This is a genomic window from Streptomyces sp. NPDC088747 (assembly GCF_044751025.1).
Classification (GTDB): Bacteria; Actinomycetota; Actinomycetes; order Streptomycetales; family Streptomycetaceae; genus Streptomyces.
In genome coordinates, this window is sequence record NZ_JBIVKZ010000005.1 from 345765 (window position 1) to 368095 (window position 22331).

Below are 22331 nucleotides of genomic sequence, written 5' to 3' on the forward strand. Positions count from 1 at the left end.
CCGCCAGGCCCGTGGAAGGTGGAAGGAGGCGATCCCTTCCCGGATCGACGGATATCGATCACCTGCGTGGAAAGGATCCATCCAACGTATCGGTACTTACATACACAGGGGCGGAGGGTGCGAGTGCCGAGGGACGGGCGTGATTCCCACAACGAGTTGAGTGGCACCGTGCACGGCGCTGTCGTCCAGGCAGGTGCCGTGCACGGTGGAATCCACATCCGCTCGCAGGAGAGCTCCGCCACGCGGACGCCCTGGCAACTGCCCCCGCTCGTGCGAGTGATCGACCGGTCGCCGGAACTCGCGGCGCTGGAGCGCCATCGCACCCGTGCCGCGCGGGACGGGCGGTCGGCTCTGGCCGCGGTGAGCGGGCTGGGCGGAGTCGGTAAGACCACTGTCGCGCTGAGGTGGCTGCACACGCTTCGCCCGCACTTCCCGGCGGGCCAGCTCCACGCGGATCTCGGGGCCCAGTCGCCCGAGGGACCGACGCAGCCGGGAGAGATACTCGCGCGCTTCCTGCGCGCCCTGGGCGTCCCCGCACAGCAGGTTCCCGCGATGCTCGCCGAACGGACGGCGCTGTACCGGTCGTTGACCGCGAACCAGCGCCTGGTGGTGCTCCTGGACGACGCGGCGACCGCGGCCCAGGTACGGCCGTTGCTGCCCGCGGGCGGCAGCGTCACCGCTGTGACCAGCCGGAGCCGGCTGCCGGGGCTGACAGTCGACGGCTGCTATCCCGTCCACCTGGAACCCCTGACCTCCGAGGCAGCCGTCGAACTGCTCGCGGACACCCTTTCGGACGAGCGGGTGACCGAACAGCCTGCGGACGCGCGCGCCCTGGTCGAGTTGTGCGCCGGGCTGCCCTTGGCTGTTCGTGTCGCCGGTGCCCGGCTCGCGGCGCGTCCCGAGCGGGGTATCACCACGATGGTCCGCGCGCTCACCGAGGAGCATCAACGGCTGGAGGCGTTGGCCATCGACGGCGACCACAACGTCCGAGCGGCGCTGGACCTGTCCTATCAGGCGTTGCCTCCCTCCGCTGCCCGGCTCTACAGGCTGTTGGGACTGCACCCCGGTCGGGAGTTCGACGCCTCGGTGGTCACGGCATTGTCCGGCGTGGCGCACGAGGCCGAGGAACCGCGTGCCACGGAGTTGCTGGAAGTTCTCCATGACGCGAGCCTGCTCATCGACGCCGCTGGAGAACGGCATCGCTTCCATGATCTCGTACGACTGCACGCCGCCTCCAAGGCGCAAGAGGACGAAGCGCCGCAGGAACGTACGCGGGCGATCCGCCGTATCGCCGATCACTACCTCGCGAGCGCCACCCGCGCCGAGGAGATCATCGACCCCCAGCACCGGACCATGGCCCGGGACTACGGGACCGTACCGTTGGTCGTCGCGGATGTGGGCCCCGATTCCGACGCCGCCCTGGACTGGCTGGAGCGGGAGTTGCCCACGCTCATGGCCGTGATCCACCAGGCCCGTTCCGCCGGATTCCCGACCGTCTGCTGGCAGCTCGCGGATGCCCTCTGGCCGCTCTTCCTGCGGCGGAAGTTCTACGACGACTGGTGCGCCGCGCATCAGGAAGGTCTGGCGGCGGCAAGGGAACTGGGAGACGTGGCGGCTGAATGCCGGATGCTCACCTCCGGCGGGGTGGGGGAACTCGGTTCCGGGAATCCCGACCGCGCCCGGGAGATGTTCGAGCAGGCGGCGCAGCTGTTCCTGGACAGCGGTGACCGACTCGGTCATGCCCGCACGCTCAACTACCGCGGCCTCGCCCTGTATCGGCTCGGACGTCAGCGCGAGGCCGCGGAGCTCTTCCTGCGCGCCACGACGGAACTACCGGCGAACGGAGACCATCGAGCAGGCGGGTTGGCCAGGTTCAACCTCGCCGATGTCGCGCTCGCCACGGGGCAGGCCGAGGAGGCGGTCCGCCATGCCGATGCCGCCCGCACCACGCTTCAAGGAGCGGGCGACACCTACAACGCCGCACGCGCGGCCACTCTTCTGGGCCGTGCGCATCTCGTTCTGAACCGCCTTGATCAGGCTGAGGAGTTGCTGTCCTCCGCACTGGCGGCGCTGCGTGGCATGACAGCGAACTACGAGACCGCCCGCGCCCTCGGAAACCTGGCCGAGGTCGCCGAACGGCGCGGGCGGACGCACCTTGCCCGGGATCACTACCAGGAGGCGCTGGACCTCTACTCCTCCGTGGGCCGGTCGCAATCGGAGGAAGCCGAGTCAACTCGGCACCGGCTCCGGCAGTTGGAGGGCGGCGAGTCCGGAGTCTGAGCCCAGATGAGGCGCACGGCCGCGGACCCCAGAAGCGCCGCGGGCAGCCCGGCCACCAGGCAGGAATGAGCCAGCGAAGCGGCGGTTTCCCACACCTTCTCCGGCTGTCCCGGCCCGCGGGCTTCGAGCTCGACCACGTGGCCACCCGGACCGAGCCATATCCAGCAGTGGAGTCCGTGATGCACCGCCACGACCAGGGCCCCCGGATGGGACGCGGCCAGCTGAGCGACCTTCCGTGCTCCCTCGCCGTGCTCGATGAGCACGTCGCCGAACACGGGCGACCGTTCCTCCGCGGAGAATTCCTGCCCGGAGGGTTCCCGCCCGGAAAGCCGGACCCTGACGTGCTCGTCCGCGGACAGAGCCCCGGAAGCCGGGTGCAGCAGCGTCGTCCGGATCCGGTGCGCCGGGCTCCGGACGCCCGCGACCAGGGGGGACACCACCGTCTGGGACAACACAACGAGAAGAGTCATCGTGGGATCACGCTGCCGGGTTCGTCGTAGCGCACCGCCAGCGGGAGCCACGCGGGTTCCGTGATCGTCCGGGTGGCAGGTGCTCGCAGCCGTAACTTCCGGTAGAGCAACGCGCGCATCCTTCGCGCGAACCGGCCGGGCTCCGAGGTGATCCGGGCCGCGACGCGCTCGTACTGATGCGAACGACGTAACACCGAGCTCCGTTTGAGCTGCGGGTACACCGGACGGTCTCCGTGCAGTCGCGGCGCGAAGGACATCAGCTCGGCCATCGGCGAGCCCGGATCCACGTCGGCGTCCAAGCGGCCGGCCATCAGCACCGGTGCACCCGTCATCGCGCCGTAGAGCGAAACCGAGCCGTGATCACCCACGATGTGATCAGCTGCCACGACCGCTCCGGCCCAGTCGCCGTGAGGGCTGACCAGGATCAGACCCGAGCGCGCCAGCTCGGCGAGCCAGCTCCGGACCTGCCAGTCGCCGTGCGCGTTCCACACATGAGGATGGAGGAGCGCGGCGATCCGGTACTCGTCTCCGGGCAGTTCGGTGACCAGCCGTTCCAGCGTGCCCCACCCCTGCCCCAGAAGTGAGTCGGGCCCCCAGGTGGAACACACGAGGACCAGTTTCTGCCGCGCCCTGACACCCAGCGCCTCCCGGTACAACGCCCGGGAGGGAAGACTTACGGCAAGGCGGTCGAAGCACGGATCCCCCACCACTTCCGCCGCCGGCAGAGCCTCGGGACATTCGCGGCCGAGCCTGGCCAGCTCCTCGTGATGGGCCAGAACGATCACCTCGGGCACCACCGCTCCGTCCCGCACCAACCCCTGCCTGCTGAGCCCGTACACACCCCGCTGCGCCACCACCCGGCGGCCCCGATGCACGACCGGGGTGAACTTGTTGTGTCCGGCACCGTGCGGAAGTACGACGACAGGTGCCTGAAGGTCGTGGAGGCTGCCGTGACTGGCGGCGAGCGCCAGATCGAAGTTCGTCTGCACCGCCTGACTCCACGGCAGCACCAGGCCGCCCAGCCGATCGAGAAACTCACTGACTCCGTTGCTGAACACATCGGGTGCCTGGGTGAAGAAGGTCTGCACCCTGATGTCACCTTCGAGCAGGCGTATCGCGTCAAGTATTCGCTGGCCCGATATGACGGTGTGCACCACGACCAGGACTCTTCTGCGAGTCCGGCGAGTGGCCCAGCGTTCGACGTCCAGCCGCACCGGCACATGCCGCCAGTGCGGCTCCGGCACTGTCACGCTCATCGTTGAAATCCCCCGGTTCTTCCTTCGTGGTCATCGCGGCCGCGACGATTCGCGGCCGGTGACAGGGGGATGCCCGGAGGGCTGGATGGTGGGCTTGCAGGAATCCTGCACTCCTGTGGGACGACGACCGCGCTACGCCTGTGCGCCCGCCGCGCTTCGGTGCGCCTGTGTAGCCACCCCTGACTCCAACCCCGCATCCATAGAACAGTGGTACGAGTCACACGGATGTCCGGACACTGCCGAAGCTCGTAGGAAGAAGCGCACCCGTCGGGGGTGGTGGTGGAACTTCTTGCTCTGGGACCTCTTGAACTCTGGCACGACCAGCAGCAGTACGAGCTCGGGTCTCTCAAGGAACGCTGCGTGCTGGCGGTCCTGATCCACGCGCGCGGTGAACCGGTCACGGCGGACACACTGATGGACCGGGTCTGGGACGGCGAACCTCCGCCAACGGCGATGGCCACGCTGCACAGTTACCTCTCCAGGCTCCGCGGACGGCTGCGCCGGGCGGTCGGCGACGAAAGGGCACGGGTGGAGCGGCCCTCCTCCCGGCTGTACCAGTTGCGCGCCGACCCGGAGGACATCGACCTACTGCGCTTCCAACGGCTGCGGTCGGACGCGGTGGCCGCGGCCGCACGAGGCGAACGCACTCTGGCCATCGGGCTGTTGCGGACCGCCGAAGCTCTGTGGCGGAGCGAGCCGTTGACCGAGTTCACCGGCAGCTCCTGGGCGCAGTCGGCGTGTGCGCGACTGACCGAGGACCATCGCCGGGTGCGTGAGGAACGGATCGGCCTGGAAATGGAGTTGGGCCGCCATGCGGATCTCGTCGGCGAACTCCAGGAACTCGCCACGCAGAATCCTTTCGCTCAGAAGGTGATCGGCTCCCTGATGCTGGTTCTGTACCGCTCCGGACGTCACGACGAAGCCCTCGCCGTCTACCGGAACGCCCGCACGCGGCTGCACAAGAGCCAGGGCATCGAGCCGACCGCGGAACTCCAGCAGCTCCATCTCCGGATGCTCGATCAGGACGGCGGCCTGCTCCGGACGGAGACAGGCCCTCCCGCCCCGGCCCAGACCTCGGAGCCCCGCAACTGCCTGCCCCGCGACATCCGGGATTTCACCGGACGAGTCGGCGAACTACGCATCCTGCACGCCGATTCCGCCGCCGAGGACGGCGCGACGACCGCCCTACCGGTCACCGTCATCCACGGAATGCCCGGTATCGGCAAGACGACCCTTGCGGTACACGCCGGGCACCAACTGTCCAAGGCCTATCCGGACGGCCAGTTCTACGTCGACATGCGGGGCTACAGCGGTCAGCAGCCGCTCGATCCGGCGGACGCCCTGGCCAACCTGCTGCACGCGACGGGATGGCCCGGCGAACTGCCGGCCGCACTGGACGAACGAGCGACCAGATGGCGCGAGTGGACCGCCCGACGTCGCGCGCTCGTGGTCCTCGACAACGTACGGGACGCCACACAGGTCAGCCCCTTGTTGCCGGGCTCTCCCACCTGCCGTGTCCTGGTGACCACTAGGAGCCGACTGGCCGGACTGGAGGGCGCCACTTCCCTGTTCGTGGACACCTTGTCCAGGGCGGAGGCGGCGGCTCTCTTCACGCGGATCGTCGGCGCGTCGAGGCTGTCGACCGAACCCGAGGGCCTGAAGCAGATCGTGGACGCATGTGCGTGCCATCCCCTGGCCCTCCAGATCCTGGCCAGCCGCTTCCGTCACCGGGACTCCTGGGACCTGCAACATCTGCTCGACCGGCTGACACAGGCCGCCGATCCGCTCCAGGAGTTCGACACCCTGATCAGCGCGGTCTTCCAGTTCTCGTACACGGAACTAAGCAGTGCGGCCCAGGAATTGCTCCGTCGCCTCGCCCTGCACACCGGCCCCGACATCACGCTTCGGGCGGCGGCCGCGCTGGCCGGTCCGGACTTCGGGAGAGAGCGGGGGCTGCTGGAGCGATGCGTCGAAGACCTGCTCGACTCCAGTCTGCTGGAGGAGCCGGTCCGCGGACGCTACCGGCTCCACGATCTGACCCGGGCCTTCGCCCTGCAGGTCTGCTGCCACACGGATTCGGACACGGTCCGGCATGCCTCGACCGGCCGGCTCATCGGCCATTACGTCACCACCGCGCACGGGGCCGACCGGCTCGCCCACCCCCATCGCCGCGCAATTCCCTTGCCTTTGCCTCCGGAAACACAGTCCCTCCGCACGCTCGTGTTCCCCCACGCGGACGAGGCCTCGGTGTGGCTGACCGTCGAACGCGCGAATCTCGTGGCCCTCGCGCGCACGGCCGCCGCCGAACACCCCGAGTACGCCGCGCTGTTCCCGGGCGTCCTGGCGAGATCGCTCAAACTGTGGGGCGCGTGGGACATCGCGGCCGAACTCTTCGACGCGGCCCTACCGGTCCTCCGTACGTCCGCCGACCGTTCCCTGCTTGCCCAGACCCTGACGGCGTATGCGGACCTGCTGGCGCAGCGAAACCACGGTGAGGCGCTGCGCTGCGCGACGGAGGCTTCGGCGATCTGCCAGGACCTGCGCGACACACAGGGCAGTGCCGACGCTCTCGTCCAGATGGGACGTGCCCACCTCGCGGCAGGCCACGGCGGCACGGCCATGAGCGATCTCGAACAGGCCCTGAAGCTGTACCGCGAGGTCGGCGACCGCTGCGGGGAGGCAGAGTGCCTCAATGTCGAGGGAATGATCCTCTATTACGCGGGGCAGTACGACGAGGCACTCCACAACGTCCAGCTGATGGAGACAATCTACGAAGAGCTCCCTGACCCGTACGGACTGGCGCAAGCCCTGAACAACCGGGGCGAACTGCACTTCCTCCAGGGACGTCACGCCGATGCACGCGACTGTTACGAAAGGTCCCTGACCCTGATGCGGCAGCATGGCGGCCGCCCTGACCTGGCGATCCTCGCCGTGAATCTGGGTGCCGTACACCAGGCCGTCGGGGAGACGGACCGGGCCCTCACCTACTTCCAAAAGGCCCTCGCCGCCCACCGGGACAGCGGCGACGCCCTGGGAGAGGCCGACGTCCTGATCAGCCTGGGCACCACCTACGCCCAGTCGGGCCGCCGGGGCGAAGCCCTGCTGCACCTCACCATGGCGGAACGGGTCGCCACCAGCATCGACAACCCGTTCGAGAAACTTCGGGCGTTGATCGCCGTGGCCGATGTCCAGCGTGAGTCGGGCCGGCTCGACCTCGCGTCCAAGGGCTACGAACAGGCCCTGGAAGTGGCCGGTCGCATCGACTTCCCCATGGGCTCCGCCCACGCGCTCGCGGGCCTAGCTCGGACCGCCTCCCTGTCCCGCCGCCCCGCTGAGCGGGCCGACGAGTACGGCGAACAGGCCATCGCCCTCTACCGGCGTCTGGGCGCGGAGGCGGAAGCGACGAGCTTGCTCCAGTTCCTGACAAGACACGAATCCACCGGCTCCTGAGCCCCCTCCCAGGAGCCGGCACTTTCATCCCTCGGGCCTTGGTCAGCCGAGAATCCGGCTGCCGAGGCCTACGCGGGCATCCCCCACATCCAGCGGAAGAGCACCAGCACCGCGGACTCGGCGGCCGGGAGCGAAGGATCGACGTTCATCTGCTTGCGGTTCAAATCAAATTCCTTGTGCTCGTACTGGACCAGCTCCGACGCGGGGGTCACGCCGACGTACAGACGCTAGCCATGATCGACGGCTAGGCGCGACAAGTTTGCGAGATTCGCTTGCACGTGCTAATAGATCACGGCGAGTCCGAGTCTGTCACACGCAGAGGCGACGTGACGTCCGACCCGTTCGAGCGGGCCCTGCCCCCCGGACCGGGACAGCGTACGACCACTACGCCCGCCCCTCGATCAGCAGGCCTCCGCTCAGTGCGCCGACCCCGAACTCCCATCCGGAGAGGCCGCGTTCGAGCCGCTGATGGTCACTCCGAAGAACCGCTCGCCCTGGAACACCGGCCCATGCTGCACGCCCCCGCTGATGGTGTTGTGCACGGTGCTCCGCGGTTCCCGGCCGTCGTCGGAGGCTATCTCGGCCAGCAGGGACCTCAGTTCCTCCGCGGCCGCGGGATCGGCCTGGAGCGCACGGCGCAGCCGCGTCCGCCAGGCGGCCTCGATGTCCGCCGCGGCGGCGTCGTCGTCCGCCTCCCGAGCCGCCGCCAACTCTCCCTGTGACAGGCTCAGTTCCTCGTCAACGGCACGTTCGTCGCCGGTACGGGCGAAAAACCGCGCCAGCCGGTCCCGCGCCTGGACCCAGGTCTCCGACACCATGAGCCCCACCAGCGTGGTCGCCCCGGACGCGGCGAGCGCCGCCAACTCAGCTTCCACCGAAACCCCCTGCTTCCGTGCGCTGTTGAGCCCGTGGCTGCCACGGTAGAGAAGCGACGAAAGCTTGAGTAGAGCAACGATCCGCAAGGCACCTTGCGGTGATCCCAATCAGACTCAGAACCGTGCACGGCAGTCGGCCACGGCTAGCCACTGACCGCGTCAGCGCGGCCCTGCGGCACGGACACCAGCCGGCAGACGAGTCGGGCTGTACGCCGGGTTCTGTCGCCCGGTCACCTCGCGGTGGCCGGGGAGACGGCCATCCATCTAGGGCCGGCGTTGCCGCCGGCCTCGTGCGATCTACCCGCGGACTCGGGCGGGCAGCCCTCTAACGTCCGCGCAGGAGTCCTTTTCCATTCCTTGGAAGGAACTCCCTTTTGACCTTGCTCCAGGTGGGGTTTACCTAGCCGCCTGAGTCACCTCAGGCGCTGGTGGTCTCTTACACCACCGTTTCACCCTTACCGGGGGCCGGAGCCCTCGGCGGTCTGTTTTCTGTGGCACTGTCCCGCGGGTCACCCCGGGTGGCCGTTAGCCACCACCTTGCCCTGTGGAGCCCGGACGTTCCTCGGGAAGCACCCCCGAAGGGGACTTCACGCGGCCGTCCGCCCGGCTCGTCTGCCGTGTCGACCATGGTACCGGGCGCCGGGCGGGCCTCGGTCCGGCGGACGCCGTGGCCAGCAGGGAGCCCGCCAGGATCAGGGCGAAGGACGCGGCGATCCCTGGGGTCAGCGACTCGTCCAGGAACGTCACGCCCGCCGCCACCGCCACCGCCGGGTTGACGTAGGTGAAGACCACCGCCCGGGTCGCGCCGGCCTCGCGGATCAGTTCGAGGAAGGCGACGAAGGCGAGCGCCGTGCAGATGACGCCCAGGCCCGCGAGGGAGACCAGGACCGAGGAGGACGGGACCTCGGACGGCCAGGTCAGGGCCGCCGCAGGGACGTACACCAGGGCCGCCAGGAGCAGGCACGGGGCTATCAGCTGGAGCGTGGGGACCGGTTTCAGGTAGTGCGCGACGATCAGCGGTGCCGTCGCGTAGCCGACGACCGTGACCAGCATCTCCGCGAGTGAACGGGTGTCGCCGCCGGTGAGGTGCGGGACGGTCAGGACGGCGACGCCTGCCAGGCCCAGGCCGAGGCCGGTGATACGCCGGACACCGAGCCGTTCGGTGTCGCCGAAGAAGCGGGCTAGGAGTACGCCGACGATCGGTACGCCCGCGATCAGCAGGCCGGCCGTGGAGCTGGAGAGGTGGCGCTCCGCGTCCGTCAGGGTCCACCACGGGCCGACGATCTCGATGAAGGCGAAGGCCAGCATCGGGCGCCAGTGTGCCCGTACGACGCGGACCAGTCCCCCCTGCCGTACGGCGAAGGGAAGCAGCAGTGCCGCCCCGATCGCACAGCGCGTGAAGACGACCATCGACGGGGAGACGCCGTCCACCGCCACTTTGATCATCAGGTAAGGGATGCCCCAGAGGACTCCCATCAGGGAGAAGAGGAACCAGCCGCGTGCAGTCATGCGGGCAGTCTCGGCCGAGGCGGCCGTCGGCGTCTTGAACGCCGTTGCGGGGCCGGCCCCGGGAATCTACGCCGCGGGGCAGGTCCTCGGGGATCTACGCCGTCACGAACACGCTCGCGCGGTACGCCCCCGGTGTCACCCCCAGCACCCGCCGGAACCAGCGCGTCAGATGCGCCTGGTCCGCGAAGCCCACCAGGCCCGCCACCTCCGCGGGGCGCCGGCCCGCTTCGAGGAGGGTGCGGGCCCGGTCCACCCGGTGCTGGGCGAGCCAGGCGTACGGCGGCATCCCCATCGTCGTACGGAAGGCGCGCAGGAGTTGGTAGCGGGAGAGGCCGAGGTCGGCGGCGAGCTCTGCCAGTGAGGGCGGGCAGCGCACTTCGTCGGCGAGCCGGTCGCGCACGACGAGTGCGAGGTGGCCCGCTCCGGGGATCGTGTCGCTCACCGGGCGGGCCGTGGAGTGGCGGCGGGCGAGTGCGGTGAGCAGCCACGGGAGGCGGGACTCCGCCTCCAACGGGTCTGGGCAGACGCTGAGTTCGGCGTGCGCGGTGCGCAGGGCCACGGCCAGTTCGGGGTCGTCGAGGAGCGGTTCGCGGAAGTGCGGCAGGGTCAGGGTGCCCTCGGTGAGGAGGGAGGCGTCCGGGTACATCGCGCGGTACGCGTAGCCGTCGCAGGCCGCGGGGCCTCCGGTGTGCGCCTCGCCGGGCGCGAGGACGACGATCGATCCCGGTACGGGACGGATCCGGCCGCCCCGGTAGTCGATGACCTCCGCACCCGCGACGCACACCCCGACGGTGAACTCCGCGTGCGCGTGGGGGGCGTACCGATGCCTGTCGAACCGTGCGGTCAGCAGATCGACCGACGGGCCGCCCCGCCCGAGACTCGCCCTGGTCCAGACAGCCTGCTCCCGACCACCCACCCGACACCCCTCCCCCGGCCGCACCCCGTCACCAGAGCCGCAACACCTGAGCGCGTCACTTCCATACCGCGAGGTGCATGCGGGCGGGCGGGTGCTCAGAGGAACTCGGTCGTCTCCAGTTCGAAGGCGAACGGTTCCGGGAGGGCGAGCGGCTTGCCGAAGGGAAACGTGCAGTGCTGTCGGTAGTCGTCCCGCTCCGGGTCCCTGAACAGCGTCACCGAAGAAGCTTCGCGATCGACGAGCAGGTAGAGGGGGATCCCGCCGCGGGCGTAGCAGCGGCGTTTCGCCTCGCGGTCGGCCGCCGCCTTGGTGGATGTGACCTCGACGACCATGGCGACCCCCTCACAGGGCATCCAGGATTCGGCTCCCCGGAAGAGCTTCAGCTCCGTGGGCGCGAAGGTGCCGTCCGGGATCGCGTGATTCTTCGGGCAGGCGCCCCCGCTCTTCAGCTTCAGCCCCTTGTTCCCGGAGTAATCCATGTCCGTCCGGGACCGCCTGATCACCTGCTTCAAGACCAGGTTGATGTACTCCTCATGATCCCCGTCCGGCGGCGGTGTCACGACGATCTCCCCCTCGATCAGCTCCGCCCGGAAACCTTCCGGGGTGTCCAGGGCCAGAAAGCCCTCCAGCAGGACGTCCGCCTGCGTGAGCGGCTCATGTGCCATGGCAGTCATGTCACGCCCCTCCTTCGGTCGCTCGCCAGACTGGGACATCGAGTGATCACCCGTCCATGAAATCGGGAACTGTTCCCTCGATCGTGGCACACGACCACCGACGCCGTCAGGCTTCGGCCGCCCGGCGCGAGCCGTCGCTTGACCCTGCCGCAGCGTCAACGTTTCTACTGGGTGCATGCGGATCGGAGAACTCGCCGCGGCCGTCGGTGTCACGACGCGGGCCGTGCGGCACTATCACCACCTTGGGCTGCTGCCCGAGCCGGAGCGGCGTTCGAACGGGTATCGGGAGTACGGGCTGCGGCACGCGGTCGTGCTGGCGCGGATCCGGCGGCTGACCGAGCTGGGGCTCGGGCTCGCCGAGGTGCGGGACGTACTCGCGGACGACGCGGGGCGTGAGCTCGTCGAGGTGCTGGCGGAGCTGGACGAGGATCTGGCCCGGCAGGAGGAGGCGATCCGGGAACGGCGCGAGCGGCTGGGTGCGCTGATGCGCCACGGGGTGTCCGCAGAGGGGCCGTTGTCGCCCGAACTGACCGCGCTGTTCGGCGAGATGGCGGCCGGACTCGAATCGCCGATGGCCGCGAAGGACCGCGAGATGCTGGCGCTCATCGAGACCGCGGCACCCCCGGAGGAGCGGCGGCGGCTGCTGGGCGTGCTGCGCGGGGCGTTCGAGGCGCCGGGCGCGTTGGAGCGGGCGCACGAGGTGTACGCCCTGCTCGACGCGCTCGCCGACGCGGATCCGGCCGACCCGCGCGTGGACGAGGCCGCGCGGGCCATCGCCGACTGTCTGCCGGACGGCCTGCTGCCCGGCGGCGAGGTGGACGGCGACACCGCCTTCCTGCGCGCCTTCTACGCCGACTTCGCGCCGGCCCAGGCGGAGGCGATCCGCCGCACGATGCGGATGGTCGCGGAGCGACAGCGAGGGAGCAGGGCATGAGAGTCGCGTGCGGACTGTTGCGAATGCTCCGGCGGCTTCTCGCGCATGAGCTGCGGCTGCTCGCGAGCCTCTGGCGGTGGGTGGCCCGGCGGCCGCACGGGGTGGGTGCGGGGCGCGGGTTCGGTTACGCGCGGGGGCAGGCCGCGACGATGTTCGGGCTCGCGTTCGTCTGCGTGGTCGAGACCGTCGGTATGTCCGTGCTGTTGCGCGACTGGCCGTTGGCGTACCGGATCGTCCTCGTCCTCGACGTCTACACGGTGGTCTTCCTGATCGGCCTGTACGCGGCCTGCGTCACCCGGCCGCACGTGCTGGACTCCGAGACCCTGCGGGTCCGCAACAGCGCCCACGTCGATCTGCGGATACCGCTGTCGGACATCGCCTCCGCGCACCGCGAGCTGCGCACCACCCATGAGCGGGCGGACGGCGAACTGAACCTCCCGGTCGGCGCGCAGACCGAGGTGACTCTCCAACTACGCACTCCCGTACGTCACTTCACCTTCCTGGGCCGGGAACGCACGGTCCATCGGGTACGGCTGCACGCGGACGACCCCGCCGAACTGCTCCGGAGCCTCACGCGGGCGCGAACCGTACCTTCGCCGCTCCCGGATCGGCCTGCGTGAGCCGGACCCGCAACCGCTCCCCCAGCGGCAGCGGCGTGGGCCCGCCCACCAGCCGGGCGAACACCGCCGGAGACTCCAACTGCACGGTCCCGACGGTCGGTTCACGATCCTGTACGTCCACCACGCAGCCGTCGAAGAGTTCGCCGACCCGGTCCTTGAGCAGCGCGGCCTCGACGATGTCGACGCACTCCCGCTCGATGGTGCCCGCCCGCCGGGTGCCGTCGGCCATCTCCTTGGGGAGTTCGGCGAGGGCGGCCAACACCCAGTCGGGGGAGGCCTGTTCAGCGACGGCCGCGAGGCAGATCTCGGCGGCGTAGCGGTCGACGAGGCGGCGCAGCGGGGCCGTGCAGTGGGCGTAGGGCGCGGCGACGGCCGCGTGCGAGGTGATCTCGGGGAGCACGCCGTCCCGGAACACCGTGTAGCCCGCGCCGCGCAGCAGCGTCGTGCACTCCTGGAGGAAGGCCGCGTGGTGGGGTTGGTGCGGGTCGAGGGTGCGGATGAGCCGCGCGTAGGGCACGTGGTGCGGCCAGTCGATGCGCAGGGCCTTGGCGGTACGGCGGAGGCGCCCGACGGCGCCGTCGGGCGCGGCGGGGAGGGTGCGCAGGACGCCGGTGCCGTGGGCGAGCATGAGGTCGGCGGCGGCCATGCCGGTGAGCAGCGAGATCTGGGCGTTCCAGCCGTCGGCGGGGAGCGGGGCCCGGTAGGCGAGTTCGTATGTCCCGTCCTTCTCGTTCTCGACGATCTCCTGCTCGGGCACGTTCAGCGAGATGCCGCCGCGCTCCACCTCCAGCGCCTCGCGCAGCAGCCCGATGTCCTTGAGCAGGGCGAGCGGCTCCTCGGCCGTCCCGTCGTCGATCCGGCGCTGTACGTGCGCGTAGTCCAGTTTGGCGCGGCTGCGTACGAGGGCCCGGCGCACGTCGGTCGTCTCCGTGCGGCCGTCCGCGTCGAGGTCGATGGTCCACAGCACGGCCGGGCAGGTCTGGTCCGGGAGCAGGCTGGCCGCGCCCTCGGAGAGCCGGGGCGGGTGCAGCGGGACCTTCTCGTCGGGGAAGTACAGGGTCGTCACCCGGCGGTGGGCCTCGGCGTCCAGCGCGCCGCCGGGTGCGACGAAGGCGGCGACGTCGGCGATCGCGTACCGCACCCGGTAGCCGCCCCCGTCGCGGCGCGCGAGGTGCATCGCCTGGTCGAGGTCCGTGGAGGTCGGCGGGTCGATGGTGAAGAGGGGGATGTCGGTGGCGTCGGGGGAGGGGAGGCGGGGAGCCCGCGCGGCTTCCTCCAGCACCTCGGGCGAGAAGCCCTCGGGCACGTCGAGCTCGGTTCGCAGTGCGCGCAGGGCGGCCCGCAGGGGGGCCTCGGCTGCGCCGGTGACACGGATGCGGCGGCGAGGCATGGGTCGAGCGTAGGCCGCGCGCGGACCCGTGGCACGCCGAATGGCGTCGAGCCGTCTTCCGGCCACCGTTTAGGCTGGCCGGGGCCAGATCCACCGTAGGGAGATACCACCGTGCTCGTGCTGCTGCCCCCCTCCGAGGGCAAGGCGCCCTCCGGCCGGGGAACCGCGCTGAAGCTGGAGTCGCTGTCGCTGCCGGGGCTCACCGAGACCCGGCAGGCGGTCCTCGACGAGCTGGTGGAGCTGTGTCTGGGCGACGAGGAGAAGGCCCGCGAGGCACTCGGGCTTAGCGACGGTCTGCGCGGCGAGATCGCCAAGAACACGGAGCTGCGGACCGCGGGCGCGCGCCCGGCCGGGGAGATCTACACCGGAGTCCTCTACGACGCCCTCGACCTGGCCTCGCTCGACCCCGCGGCCAAGCGCCGCGCGGGCCGCTCGCTCCTCGCCTTCTCCGGGCTGTGGGGCGCGGTCCGGATGACCGACCGGATCCCCTCGTACCGCTGCTCGATGGGGGTGAAGCTGCCCGCGCTGGGGGCGCTGGGCGCGTACTGGCGTACGCCGATGGCCGCTGCGCTGCCCGAGGCGGCGGGCGGCGGGCTCGTCCTCGATCTGCGGTCCTCCGCGTACGCGGCTGCCTGGCGGCCGACGGGTGAGGTGGCCGGGCGGACGGCGACGGTGCGGGTGCTGCACTCGCAGCTCGTGAACGGCGTCGAGAAGCGGTCCGTGGTCAGCCACTTCAACAAGGCGACCAAGGGGAAGATCGTGCGCAGCCTGCTGCTGGCGGGGGCGGCTCCGAAGGGGCCTGCCGAGCTGGTGGAGGCGTTGCGGGACCTCGGGTACGCGGTGGAGGCGCAGGCTCCCGCGAAGGCGGGCAGGCCGTGGGCGCTGGACGTGGTGGTGACGGAGATCCACTGACCCGCCTCGCTTGTATTGCAGCATGCGCAACGCCCTTTGCGCATGCTGCGCACCGCGGGCAGGATGAGCGGCATGACTTCGCCGCTGCCCTCGTCTCCGCATGCCTCGGTACTGGACCTCGCGCCGGTCGTCCCCGTCGTCGTGCTCCAGGACGCCGCCGACGCCGTACCGCTCGCGCGGGCGCTGGTCGCGGGCGGGCTGCCGGCGATCGAGGTGACGCTGCGGACGCCGGCGGCGCTGGACGCGATCCGGGCGATCGCCTCGGAGGTGCCGGACGCGGTGGTCGGGGCGGGGACCGTGCTCTCGCCTGCGCAGGTCGCCCGGTGCGTGGACGCGGGAGCGCGTTTTCTGGTCAGCCCGGGGTGGACGGACGTGCTGCTCGCCGCCATGGAGGGGTCCGGGGTGCCGTTCCTGCCGGGGGTGTCCACGACGTCGGAGGTCGTGGCGATGCTGGAGCGGGGGGTGCGCGAGATGAAGTTCTTCCCGGCGGAGGCCGCGGGGGGTACGGCTTATCTCAGGTCGCTGGCGGGGCCGTTGCCGCAGGCCCGGTTCTGCCCGACGGGCGGGATCGGCCTCGACTCCGCGCCCGAGTACCTCTCGCTGCCCAACGTCGGTTGTGTGGGCGGCAGTTGGATGCTTCCCGCGGACGCGGTCGCGGCGCGGGACTGGGGGCGGATCGAGTCCCTGGCGCGGGAGGCGGCGGCGCTGCGGCAGCCGTAGGGCTTGGGCGGCGGCTCCGGCCCGGCCCGTCTCCGGTCAGCGCAGGTGCGAGGTGTCGTTGAAGAGGCGCAGGCTCGCGTTGCCGTCCGCGTAGTACGCCACCGTGGAGAGGGAGGCCGCGGACAGTTCCATGCGGAACAGGGACTCCGCCGGGGCGCCGATCGCGAGGCGAACCAGGGTCTTGATCGGGGTGACGTGGGTGACGAGCAGGACCGTGCGGCCCGCGTAGGCGGCGGTGAGTTTGTCGCGGGTTGCGGAGATGCGGTGGGCGGTGGCCGTGAAGCTCTCGCCGCCGCCGGTCGGTTCGGCGTCCGGGGACGCGAGCCAGGCGTTCAGGTCTTCGGGGTAACGCTCGCGGACCTCGCCGAAGGTCATGCCTTCCCAGGCTCCGAAGTCCGTCTCGCGCAGGCCCTCGTCGATGACCACCTCCAGGCCGAGGCGGGTGGCTACGGTCGCGGCGGTTTCGCGGGTGCGGGTGAGGGGGGACGCGACGATCGCCTGGATCGTGCCGGGGGTCGCCAGTGAACTGGCGGCTCGCTCGGCCTGGTCTCTGCCCGCCGGGGACAGGGCGGGGTTCGTACCGCCGCTGCCGGAGAAGCGTTTCTGGGGGGTCAGGGGGGTTTCGCCGTGGCGCAGGAGTACGAAGGTGGTCGGGGGGCCCAGGTCGGGGGGTGCGCCCCAGCCGACGGTCGGGGTACCGGTGGCCACGTTGCGCGCGGCGCGCATGTCATTGGCCCGTGCGTTGTCCGCCCGCGCGCCGGCGGCCCTCGCGGCTTCGCCGCCGGGTGAGGGGGAGCCTCCTTCGGCAGTCGCCCGGCTGCCGGCCCGTGGGGGTTGACCGCGCAGTTCCTCGCGCCCCTGAAAACCCGGCACCTCCGAGGCGGCCCTCTCTCCTCGCACCGCCGCCGACGCCGCTTCGCCTCCGACAGCCGTCCGGCTACCGGCCCGTGGGGGTTGACCGCGCAGTTCCTCGCGCCCCTGAAAACCCGGCACCTCCGAGGCGGCCCTCTCTCCTCGCACCGCCGCCGACGCCGCTTCGCCTCCGACAGCCGTCCGGCTACCGGCCCGCGGGGGCTGGTCGCGCAGTTCCCCGCGCCCCTGACGGGGCGCTTCCGGAGCCGGCGCCTTCAAAGCCGGCGTGTCTCCGCGCTTCGCCGCGTCCATCGCCTCGTTGGCGAGCCGGTCCGCGTGCTTGTTCTGCTCGCGCGGGATCCACTCGTACGTCACTTGTGAGGGTGGGAGGATTCGCGCCGCCTGCGCGGCGAGGGGCTTCATGTCGGGGTGTTTGATTTTCCAGCGGCCCGACATCTGCTCGACGACGAGCTTGGAGTCCATGCGGACGTGGACGGGGGCGCCGGGGTCGAGGGCGCGGGCGGCCGTGAGGCCGGCGATCAGCCCGCGGTACTCGGCGACGTTGTTGGTGGCCACGCCGATGTACTCGGCGGCCTCCGCCAGTGTCTCCCCGGTGGCCGCGTCGACGACCACGGCGCCGTAGCCCGCGGGACCCGGGTTGCCCCGGGAACCGCCGTCGGCCTCGACGATGAACTCCCGCACCGCACAGGCTCCTTACAGGCCGGACTCGGACGTGCGCACCAGGATGCGGCGGCAGTTCTCGCAGCGGAGCACGGTGTCGGGGGAGGCGGCCTTCACCTCGTTGACCTCGGTGATGTTGAGCTCCAGACGGCAGCCCTCGCAGCGGCGCTGGTAGAGGCGGGCCGCGCCGACGCCGCCCTGCTGCTGGCGCAGCTTGTCGTACAGCTTGAGGAGGTCGGCGGGGACGGAGGCCGCGATGACCTGGCGCTCCTTGGTCACCGTGGCCGTCTCGCCGTCCAGCGACTCGTGGGCGGCGTCCCGGCGGGCGGTGGCGTCGTCGATCTTCGCCTGGACGGAGGCGACCCGCTCGGTCAGCTCGGCGGCCCGCTGCTCGGCGGACTCGCGGCGCTCCATGACCTCCAGGACGACGTCCTCCAGGTCACCCTGCCGCTTGGCGAGGGAGACGATCTCGCGCTGGAGGTTCTCCAGGTCCTTGGGCGAGGACACGGCACCGGAGTCGAGGCGCTTCTGGTCGCGGACGGCGCGCTGACGCACCTGGTCCACGTCCTGCTCGGCCTTGGTCTGCTCGCGGGCGCAGTCGCTCTCCTCGGTCTGCGAGGCGACGAGCAGGTCGCGCAGCTGCGTGAGGTCCTTGGTCAGCGACTCGATCTCGGCGTACTCGGGCAGCGACCCGCGCTTGTGCGCGAGCTGCTGGAGGCGGGCGTCGAGGGACTGGACGTCGAGGAGTCGGATCTGGTCGGCGGGCGCGGCGTTCAGTTGGGGGCTCCTGAGGTATCGGTGTTCGAGGCCGCGTGGGCGGTCCAGGGGTCGGTGACCGTCTTGGAGACGTGGACGCGAAGTCCCCATCCGTTCCGGTCGGAGATCTCGTCGAGCTGGGCGGCGGCCAGCTCGCACCAGGGCCACTCGGTGGCCCAGTGCGCCGCGTCGAGCAGCGCGAGAGGACTGTGGGCGCGGGCCTCGCTCACCGGGTGGTGGCGCAGGTCCGCGGTGAGGAAGGCGTCCACGCCCGCGGCGCGTACGTCGTCGAAAAGGCTGTCGCCGGAGCCGCCGCTGACCGCGACGGTCCGTACCAGCGCCTCGGGATCGCCCGCGACCCGGATGCCCTGCGCGGTGGCCGGCAGCCGCTCGGCGGCGCGCGCGGCGAACTCGCGGACGGTCAGCGGGTGGTCCAGCTCGCAGACACGGCCCAGGCCCCGGCGGCCGTCCGGGTCTGTCGGATCCGGCACCAGAGGGCGCAGGACCCGCAGGTCGAGCGCGCCCGCGAGGGCGTCGGAGACGCCCGGATCGGCCCGGTCGGCGTTCGTGTGGGCGACGTGCAGCGCGATGTCGTTCTTGATCAGGGTGTGCACGACCCGGCCCTTGAAGGTGTCGGCCGCGACCGTCGTCGTACCGCGCAGATAGAGCGGGTGGTGGGTGACCAGCAGGCCGGCGCCCAGCTTCAGCGCCTCGTCCACGACGTCCTGGACGGGGTCGACGGCGAACAGCACGCGCGTGACCTCCTGGCCGGGGTCGCCGCAGACCGTGCCGACCGCGTCCCATCCCTCGGCCCGCTCGGGGGGCCAGAGGGCGTCGAGAGCGGCGATGACTTCAGACAGACGGGGCACGGGGAAAGGCTACCTGGCTCACGTCGTTCCCCCACCTGCCGCGGGACCCTCGCCCGCGACCCCGGCGGCGAGGGCGCCGCGGTCACCCCGCTCCCGCACCCGCCGCCCGCCCCGTTCAGCACACCCGCCCCCGTTTCCTCAGGCGAATCTCGGCACAGCCACCCTTATGTGTGAAGCGTCCGCTTGCCGGTCCCACGTCTGTGCGTACGAAAACTAGCTTCGTGGCCGGAGGTGACCGAACGATGACGGCCTGTGCCACCGAACCCGGGAACGAGGCGGCTGAGAACGAGGACGAGCGGGCCGCCCGCCCCGCCTGCGTGATCACCGCGGACGGTACGTACGCGGCACGCCTCGCCCTCGACGGCGAGTCCTGGTATCCGGAGCGCTGGACCCTGGACGGCCCCGAGCCGTACGCCGTACCGCTGCCCTCCCATCAGCCGGAGGAGCCGGGCACCGAGGTGCTGCCGCTGACCGACGGGCGGGTGCTGATCCACCGCGAGACGGCCGGGCGGCACGCGTTCTCGCTGCTCTATCCGACCGGGCCGGGCACCGGTGAGCTGCCGCTCGGCGCGGTGGAGTGCCCGGACCCGGGGACCCGGCTGCGGCTGCTGCCGCCCGCGCCGGACGGGGAGCACGCGTACGCCATCGCCGTGGGACGGGGGTCCACGGCGGTGTGGCTGGTGGCGGGCGGCGCCTTCGGGCCCGAGCATCTGGCCGAGGTGCCCGGCCGCTGCTCGGGCGGGGTGTGGCTGGACGGCACCGGGCGCCTGCTGGCCCTGGACCGCTTCCAGGACGGCCGCGCCAAGACGGTCGTGGTGGATCTGGAGCGCGGCGGCGAGGTGTCGCCCCTGCTCCAGATCGCCGAGACCAGCGACGACCGGCTGCTTCTCGCCGACGCGGACAGCGGACTCATCCTGATCCGTTCCGACGCCCCGTCGCCGGGCCACGGCCGCCTCGGCTGGGGCGTCCTCGGCAGCACCCTGCCGATCCGCTTCCCGGAGAGTCTCCAGCTCACCGACTGCACGGTGACCCCGTTCGCGATCCAGCCCGGCCAGGTACTGATGCCGGAGAGCTGCGCGGTCGCCCTCCGCGTCGACGGCCCGACCGGCACCTGGGTGGGCCTGTGGCGCCCCGCCGAAGGGCAGGTCCACCATGTCGCCGCGCCCGAGGGGTGGTTGCCGGGGGCGGGGCTGTGGAGCAGGGAGGGGGTCCTCCAGCTTCCGTACGCCACGGGGGCACTCACCTACGGAGTGGCGAGGGTGTCCGCACCGGCGCCGGTGACCCCGTCCGCCTCTCCGCAGGCTCCCCCGGCACCCCCGGCGCGGGCCGCCACCCGACCGATCCCGCTCCAGCAGGCTCCGCTGACGGGGCGGATGAGGGCTCCTGGTCGTGTGGGAGCGGTTGCCGGTCGGGCGGGGGGTTCTCCGCGGGCGGGAGCGGTTTCCGGCCGGGCGGGGGCTTCTCCGCGGGCGGCAGCGGCTTCCGGCCGCGCGGAGGCTTCTGCCCCGGCGGGAGCGGATTCCGGCCGCGTAGAAACGCCTTCTTCCCTCGCGGGAACGCCCTCTTCCCTCGCGGGAGCGGCCTATCACCGTGCGGGAACGGCTACTCCCCGCACGGAGGAGATCTCCCCGCGCGCGGCAACGCTTCCGCCTAACCCGGCGGGACCCTCGGCACCCACGCCGTCCCCGGCACCCCCGGTGCCCTCTGCGTCTCCGTCACCCTCGACGCCCTCGACGCCCTCGACGCCCTCGACGAGCCAGCCAACTCCCCTCCCCCCTAAGGGATTTGAGAGCACCCCCGTTCACCCCGAAAGCGAGCCCCCGGCTCCAGCAGCCGTCAGGAACGGGACGGACGGCGCCGACGAGGAAGCGGGCGGCGAAGGCGTACCCGCCGACGCCCCTGTCCTGACCGCCGGATAGGATCCACGGGCACAAAGAAGGATCTTGTTTACGGGGTGAACACCACATGAGCGACACCAGCACCATGGAATACCCGGCCACGGACACCAAGGCCGAGGGCCACGGCAAGCACCGCGGGCCGGTCTCCGGCCAGCAGGCGGACGCGACCCCGCAGGGCCGCCACCGCAAGCCCGCCGAGCAGGGCAACCCGGCCTGACGACAGGCTGGAGCGACACCACGGCCCCGCCCGCTGTGACAGCGGGCGGGGTCGTGGCATGCGAGGGCTCCCTCCGAACCGGAGGCGGCTACCCCCGCTTGAGGCCCAGTACCTCCGCCGCCGCGAACGTCTCCCCGGCCGGCCGGTCGGCGTAGTGCGGAGTGAGCAGCCCGTCGAGTTCGTCGTAGGTGAAGGTGTCCTGGCCACTGTCGAACTTGGCCGCCACCCGGGGGCGTTCGACGATCGCGACCATGCCGCCGTGCACCACGAGGAGCTGGCCGTTGACGCGCGCGGCGGCGGGTGAGGCCAAGTAGCCGACGAGCGGGGCGACATGCTCCGGGGCCAGCGGATCGAGCCCGTCCTCCGGCTCGGCGAAACCGGCGAACACGTCCTGGGTCATCCGGGTCCTCGCGCGCGGACAGATCGCGTTCGCGGTCACGCCGTACTTGGCGAGGGCCAGCGCCGTGGACGTCGTCAGCCCGACGATTCCTCCTTTGGCCGCGGCGTAGTTGGGCTGGCCCGCCGAACCGGCGAGGAACGCCTCCGAGGAGGTGTTCACGATCCGCCCGTACACGGCGGCGCCCGCCGCCTTGGACCGCGCCCGCCAGTGGACGGACGCGAAGTGGGTGGTGTTGAAGTGGCCCTTCAGGTGCACCCTGATGACCGAGTCCCACTCGTCCTCCGACATCGAGAAGACCATCCGGTCGCGCAGGATGCCCGCGTTGTTGACCAGGATGTCCAGCTTCCCGAACTCGGTGACCGCCGACTCGACCAGTTCGCGGGCCTGTTCGTGGTCGGCGACGTCGCCGGTGTGGGCGACGGCCCGGCCGCCCGCCTTGCGGATCTCGGCGGCGACCTCCTCGGCCGGGGTGGCCGACGCCTCGCCGGAACCGTCCCGCCCGGGACGGCCGTAGTCGTTGACGACGACGGCCGCGCCCAGCCGGCCCAGCTCCAGCGCCTCGGCCCGGCCCAGTCCACGGCCGGCACCCGTGACGACCGCGGACAGCCCTTCAAGTGGCAGTGACATCAGGGTCCTTGGGGGTTGGAGAGAC

Annotated in this window: 17 protein-coding genes, 1 other RNA gene and 2 pseudogenes; 8 read left to right on the top strand and 12 right to left on the bottom strand. The window is 71.3% G+C overall.

The window, feature by feature from the left end:
• Positions 1 to 117: 117 nt before the first annotated feature.
• Complete coding sequence (locus ACIP79_RS14880) at positions 118 to 2280, top strand: ATP-binding protein (protein ID WP_401223160.1); 2163 nt, start codon at positions 118 to 120, stop codon at positions 2278 to 2280.
• Positions 2281 to 2746: 466 nt separating this feature from the next.
• On the opposite strand, the gene ACIP79_RS14885 is transcribed toward ACIP79_RS14880, so the two are convergent.
• Positions 2747 to 4006 (bottom strand): hypothetical protein, encoded by a 1260-nt coding sequence (locus ACIP79_RS14885; RefSeq protein ID WP_401223161.1) that lies wholly within the window; start codon positions 4004 to 4006, stop codon positions 2747 to 2749.
• 279 nt (positions 4007 to 4285) lie between these two features.
• Between ACIP79_RS14885 and ACIP79_RS14890 the strand changes: the two genes are divergently transcribed.
• Positions 4286 to 7456 (top strand): tetratricopeptide repeat protein, encoded by a 3171-nt coding sequence (locus ACIP79_RS14890; RefSeq protein WP_401223162.1) that lies wholly within the window; start codon positions 4286 to 4288, stop codon positions 7454 to 7456.
• Between the two features lie 68 nt (positions 7457 to 7524).
• Here ACIP79_RS14890 and ACIP79_RS14895 read toward each other — a convergent pair whose 3' ends face one another.
• The 6 genes and pseudogenes from ACIP79_RS14895 to ACIP79_RS14920 form a co-directional block, all read right to left on the bottom strand.
• On the bottom strand, positions 7525 to 7668 hold the full coding sequence (locus tag ACIP79_RS14895) for a hypothetical protein (protein WP_401223164.1): 144 nt from the start codon (positions 7666 to 7668) through the stop codon (positions 7525 to 7527).
• A 204-nt stretch (positions 7669 to 7872) separates the two neighbouring features.
• Positions 7873 to 8331 carry a hypothetical protein gene (locus ACIP79_RS14900; RefSeq protein ID WP_401223166.1) on the bottom strand — a complete coding sequence of 153 codons (459 nt, stop codon included), beginning with the start codon at positions 8329 to 8331 and terminating at the stop codon, positions 7873 to 7875.
• 192 nt (positions 8332 to 8523) lie between these two features.
• Positions 8524 to 8942: RNase P RNA component class A (rnpB, locus tag ACIP79_RS14905), an RNA gene on the bottom strand.
• A 118-nt stretch (positions 8943 to 9060) separates the two neighbouring features.
• Positions 9061 to 9840 (bottom strand): annotated as a pseudogene (locus ACIP79_RS14910) (DMT family transporter); the annotation flags it as partial.
• A 94-nt stretch (positions 9841 to 9934) separates the two neighbouring features.
• A complete protein-coding gene (locus ACIP79_RS14915) occupies positions 9935 to 10756 on the bottom strand; it encodes a helix-turn-helix domain-containing protein (RefSeq protein WP_401223168.1) in 822 nt (273 codons plus the stop codon).
• Positions 10757 to 10851: 95 nt separating this feature from the next.
• Positions 10852 to 11421 (bottom strand): Uma2 family endonuclease, encoded by a 570-nt coding sequence (locus ACIP79_RS14920; RefSeq protein WP_401223432.1) that lies wholly within the window; start codon positions 11419 to 11421, stop codon positions 10852 to 10854.
• A gap of 184 nt (positions 11422 to 11605) precedes the next feature.
• On the opposite strand from ACIP79_RS14920, the gene ACIP79_RS14925 reads away from it, so the two are divergent.
• Both ACIP79_RS14925 and ACIP79_RS14930 read left to right on the top strand, forming a co-directional pair.
• Positions 11606 to 12364 carry a MerR family transcriptional regulator gene (locus tag ACIP79_RS14925; protein WP_401223170.1) on the top strand — a complete coding sequence of 253 codons (759 nt, stop codon included), beginning with the start codon at positions 11606 to 11608 and terminating at the stop codon, positions 12362 to 12364.
• Positions 12361 to 12984: a hypothetical protein gene (locus ACIP79_RS14930; RefSeq protein ID WP_401223171.1), complete on the top strand. Its 624-nt coding sequence runs from the start codon at positions 12361 to 12363 to the stop codon at positions 12982 to 12984. The genes ACIP79_RS14925 and ACIP79_RS14930 overlap by 4 nt, the downstream gene beginning before the upstream one ends.
• On the opposite strand, the gene ACIP79_RS14935 is transcribed toward ACIP79_RS14930, so the two are convergent.
• Positions 12935 to 14374, bottom strand: a complete 1440-nt coding sequence (locus ACIP79_RS14935; RefSeq protein ID WP_401223173.1) for an RNB domain-containing ribonuclease — start codon at positions 14372 to 14374, stop codon at positions 12935 to 12937. The two genes, ACIP79_RS14930 and ACIP79_RS14935, sit on opposite strands and share 50 nt — an antisense overlap.
• Before the next feature lie 111 nt (positions 14375 to 14485).
• Here ACIP79_RS14935 and yaaA point away from each other — a divergent pair, with 111 nt between their 5' ends.
• Together yaaA and eda are read left to right on the top strand one after the other, a co-directional pair.
• Positions 14486 to 15286, top strand: coding sequence for a peroxide stress protein YaaA (gene yaaA, locus ACIP79_RS14940; protein WP_401223175.1), 801 nt, complete (start codon positions 14486 to 14488; stop codon positions 15284 to 15286).
• Positions 15287 to 15358: 72 nt separating this feature from the next.
• Positions 15359 to 16006, top strand: a complete 648-nt coding sequence (gene eda, locus ACIP79_RS14945) for a bifunctional 4-hydroxy-2-oxoglutarate aldolase/2-dehydro-3-deoxy-phosphogluconate aldolase (RefSeq protein ID WP_401223176.1) — start codon at positions 15359 to 15361, stop codon at positions 16004 to 16006.
• Positions 16007 to 16042: 36 nt separating this feature from the next.
• Here the strand turns inward: eda and ACIP79_RS14950 are convergent, their stop codons facing one another.
• From ACIP79_RS14950 to ACIP79_RS14960, 3 genes are read right to left on the bottom strand one after another with little or no spacing between them, the layout of a single operon-like run.
• On the bottom strand, positions 16043 to 17560 hold the full coding sequence (locus ACIP79_RS14950; protein WP_401223178.1) for a bifunctional RNase H/acid phosphatase: 1518 nt from the start codon (positions 17558 to 17560) through the stop codon (positions 16043 to 16045).
• A 12-nt stretch (positions 17561 to 17572) separates the two neighbouring features.
• The gene (locus tag ACIP79_RS14955; RefSeq protein WP_401223433.1) at positions 17573 to 18316 is read right to left on the bottom strand and encodes a zinc ribbon domain-containing protein; all 744 of its coding nucleotides are present in this window, start codon (positions 18314 to 18316) and stop codon (positions 17573 to 17575) included.
• Positions 18313 to 19164, bottom strand: a complete 852-nt coding sequence (locus ACIP79_RS14960; protein WP_401223179.1) for a Nif3-like dinuclear metal center hexameric protein — start codon at positions 19162 to 19164, stop codon at positions 18313 to 18315. The genes ACIP79_RS14955 and ACIP79_RS14960 overlap by 4 nt, the downstream gene beginning before the upstream one ends.
• A gap of 242 nt (positions 19165 to 19406) precedes the next feature.
• Between ACIP79_RS14960 and ACIP79_RS14965 the strand changes: the two are divergent.
• A pseudogene (locus ACIP79_RS14965) lies at positions 19407 to 20546 on the top strand (hypothetical protein); the annotation flags it as partial.
• A gap of 583 nt (positions 20547 to 21129) precedes the next feature.
• Positions 21130 to 21279 carry a hypothetical protein gene (locus ACIP79_RS14970; RefSeq protein WP_401223180.1) on the top strand — a complete coding sequence of 50 codons (150 nt, stop codon included), beginning with the start codon at positions 21130 to 21132 and terminating at the stop codon, positions 21277 to 21279.
• Between the two features lie 88 nt (positions 21280 to 21367).
• Here ACIP79_RS14970 and ACIP79_RS14975 read toward each other — a convergent pair whose 3' ends face one another.
• The gene (locus ACIP79_RS14975; RefSeq protein WP_401223182.1) at positions 21368 to 22306 is read right to left on the bottom strand and encodes a 3-oxoacyl-ACP reductase; all 939 of its coding nucleotides are present in this window, start codon (positions 22304 to 22306) and stop codon (positions 21368 to 21370) included.
• Positions 22307 to 22331: the final 25 nt, after the last annotated feature.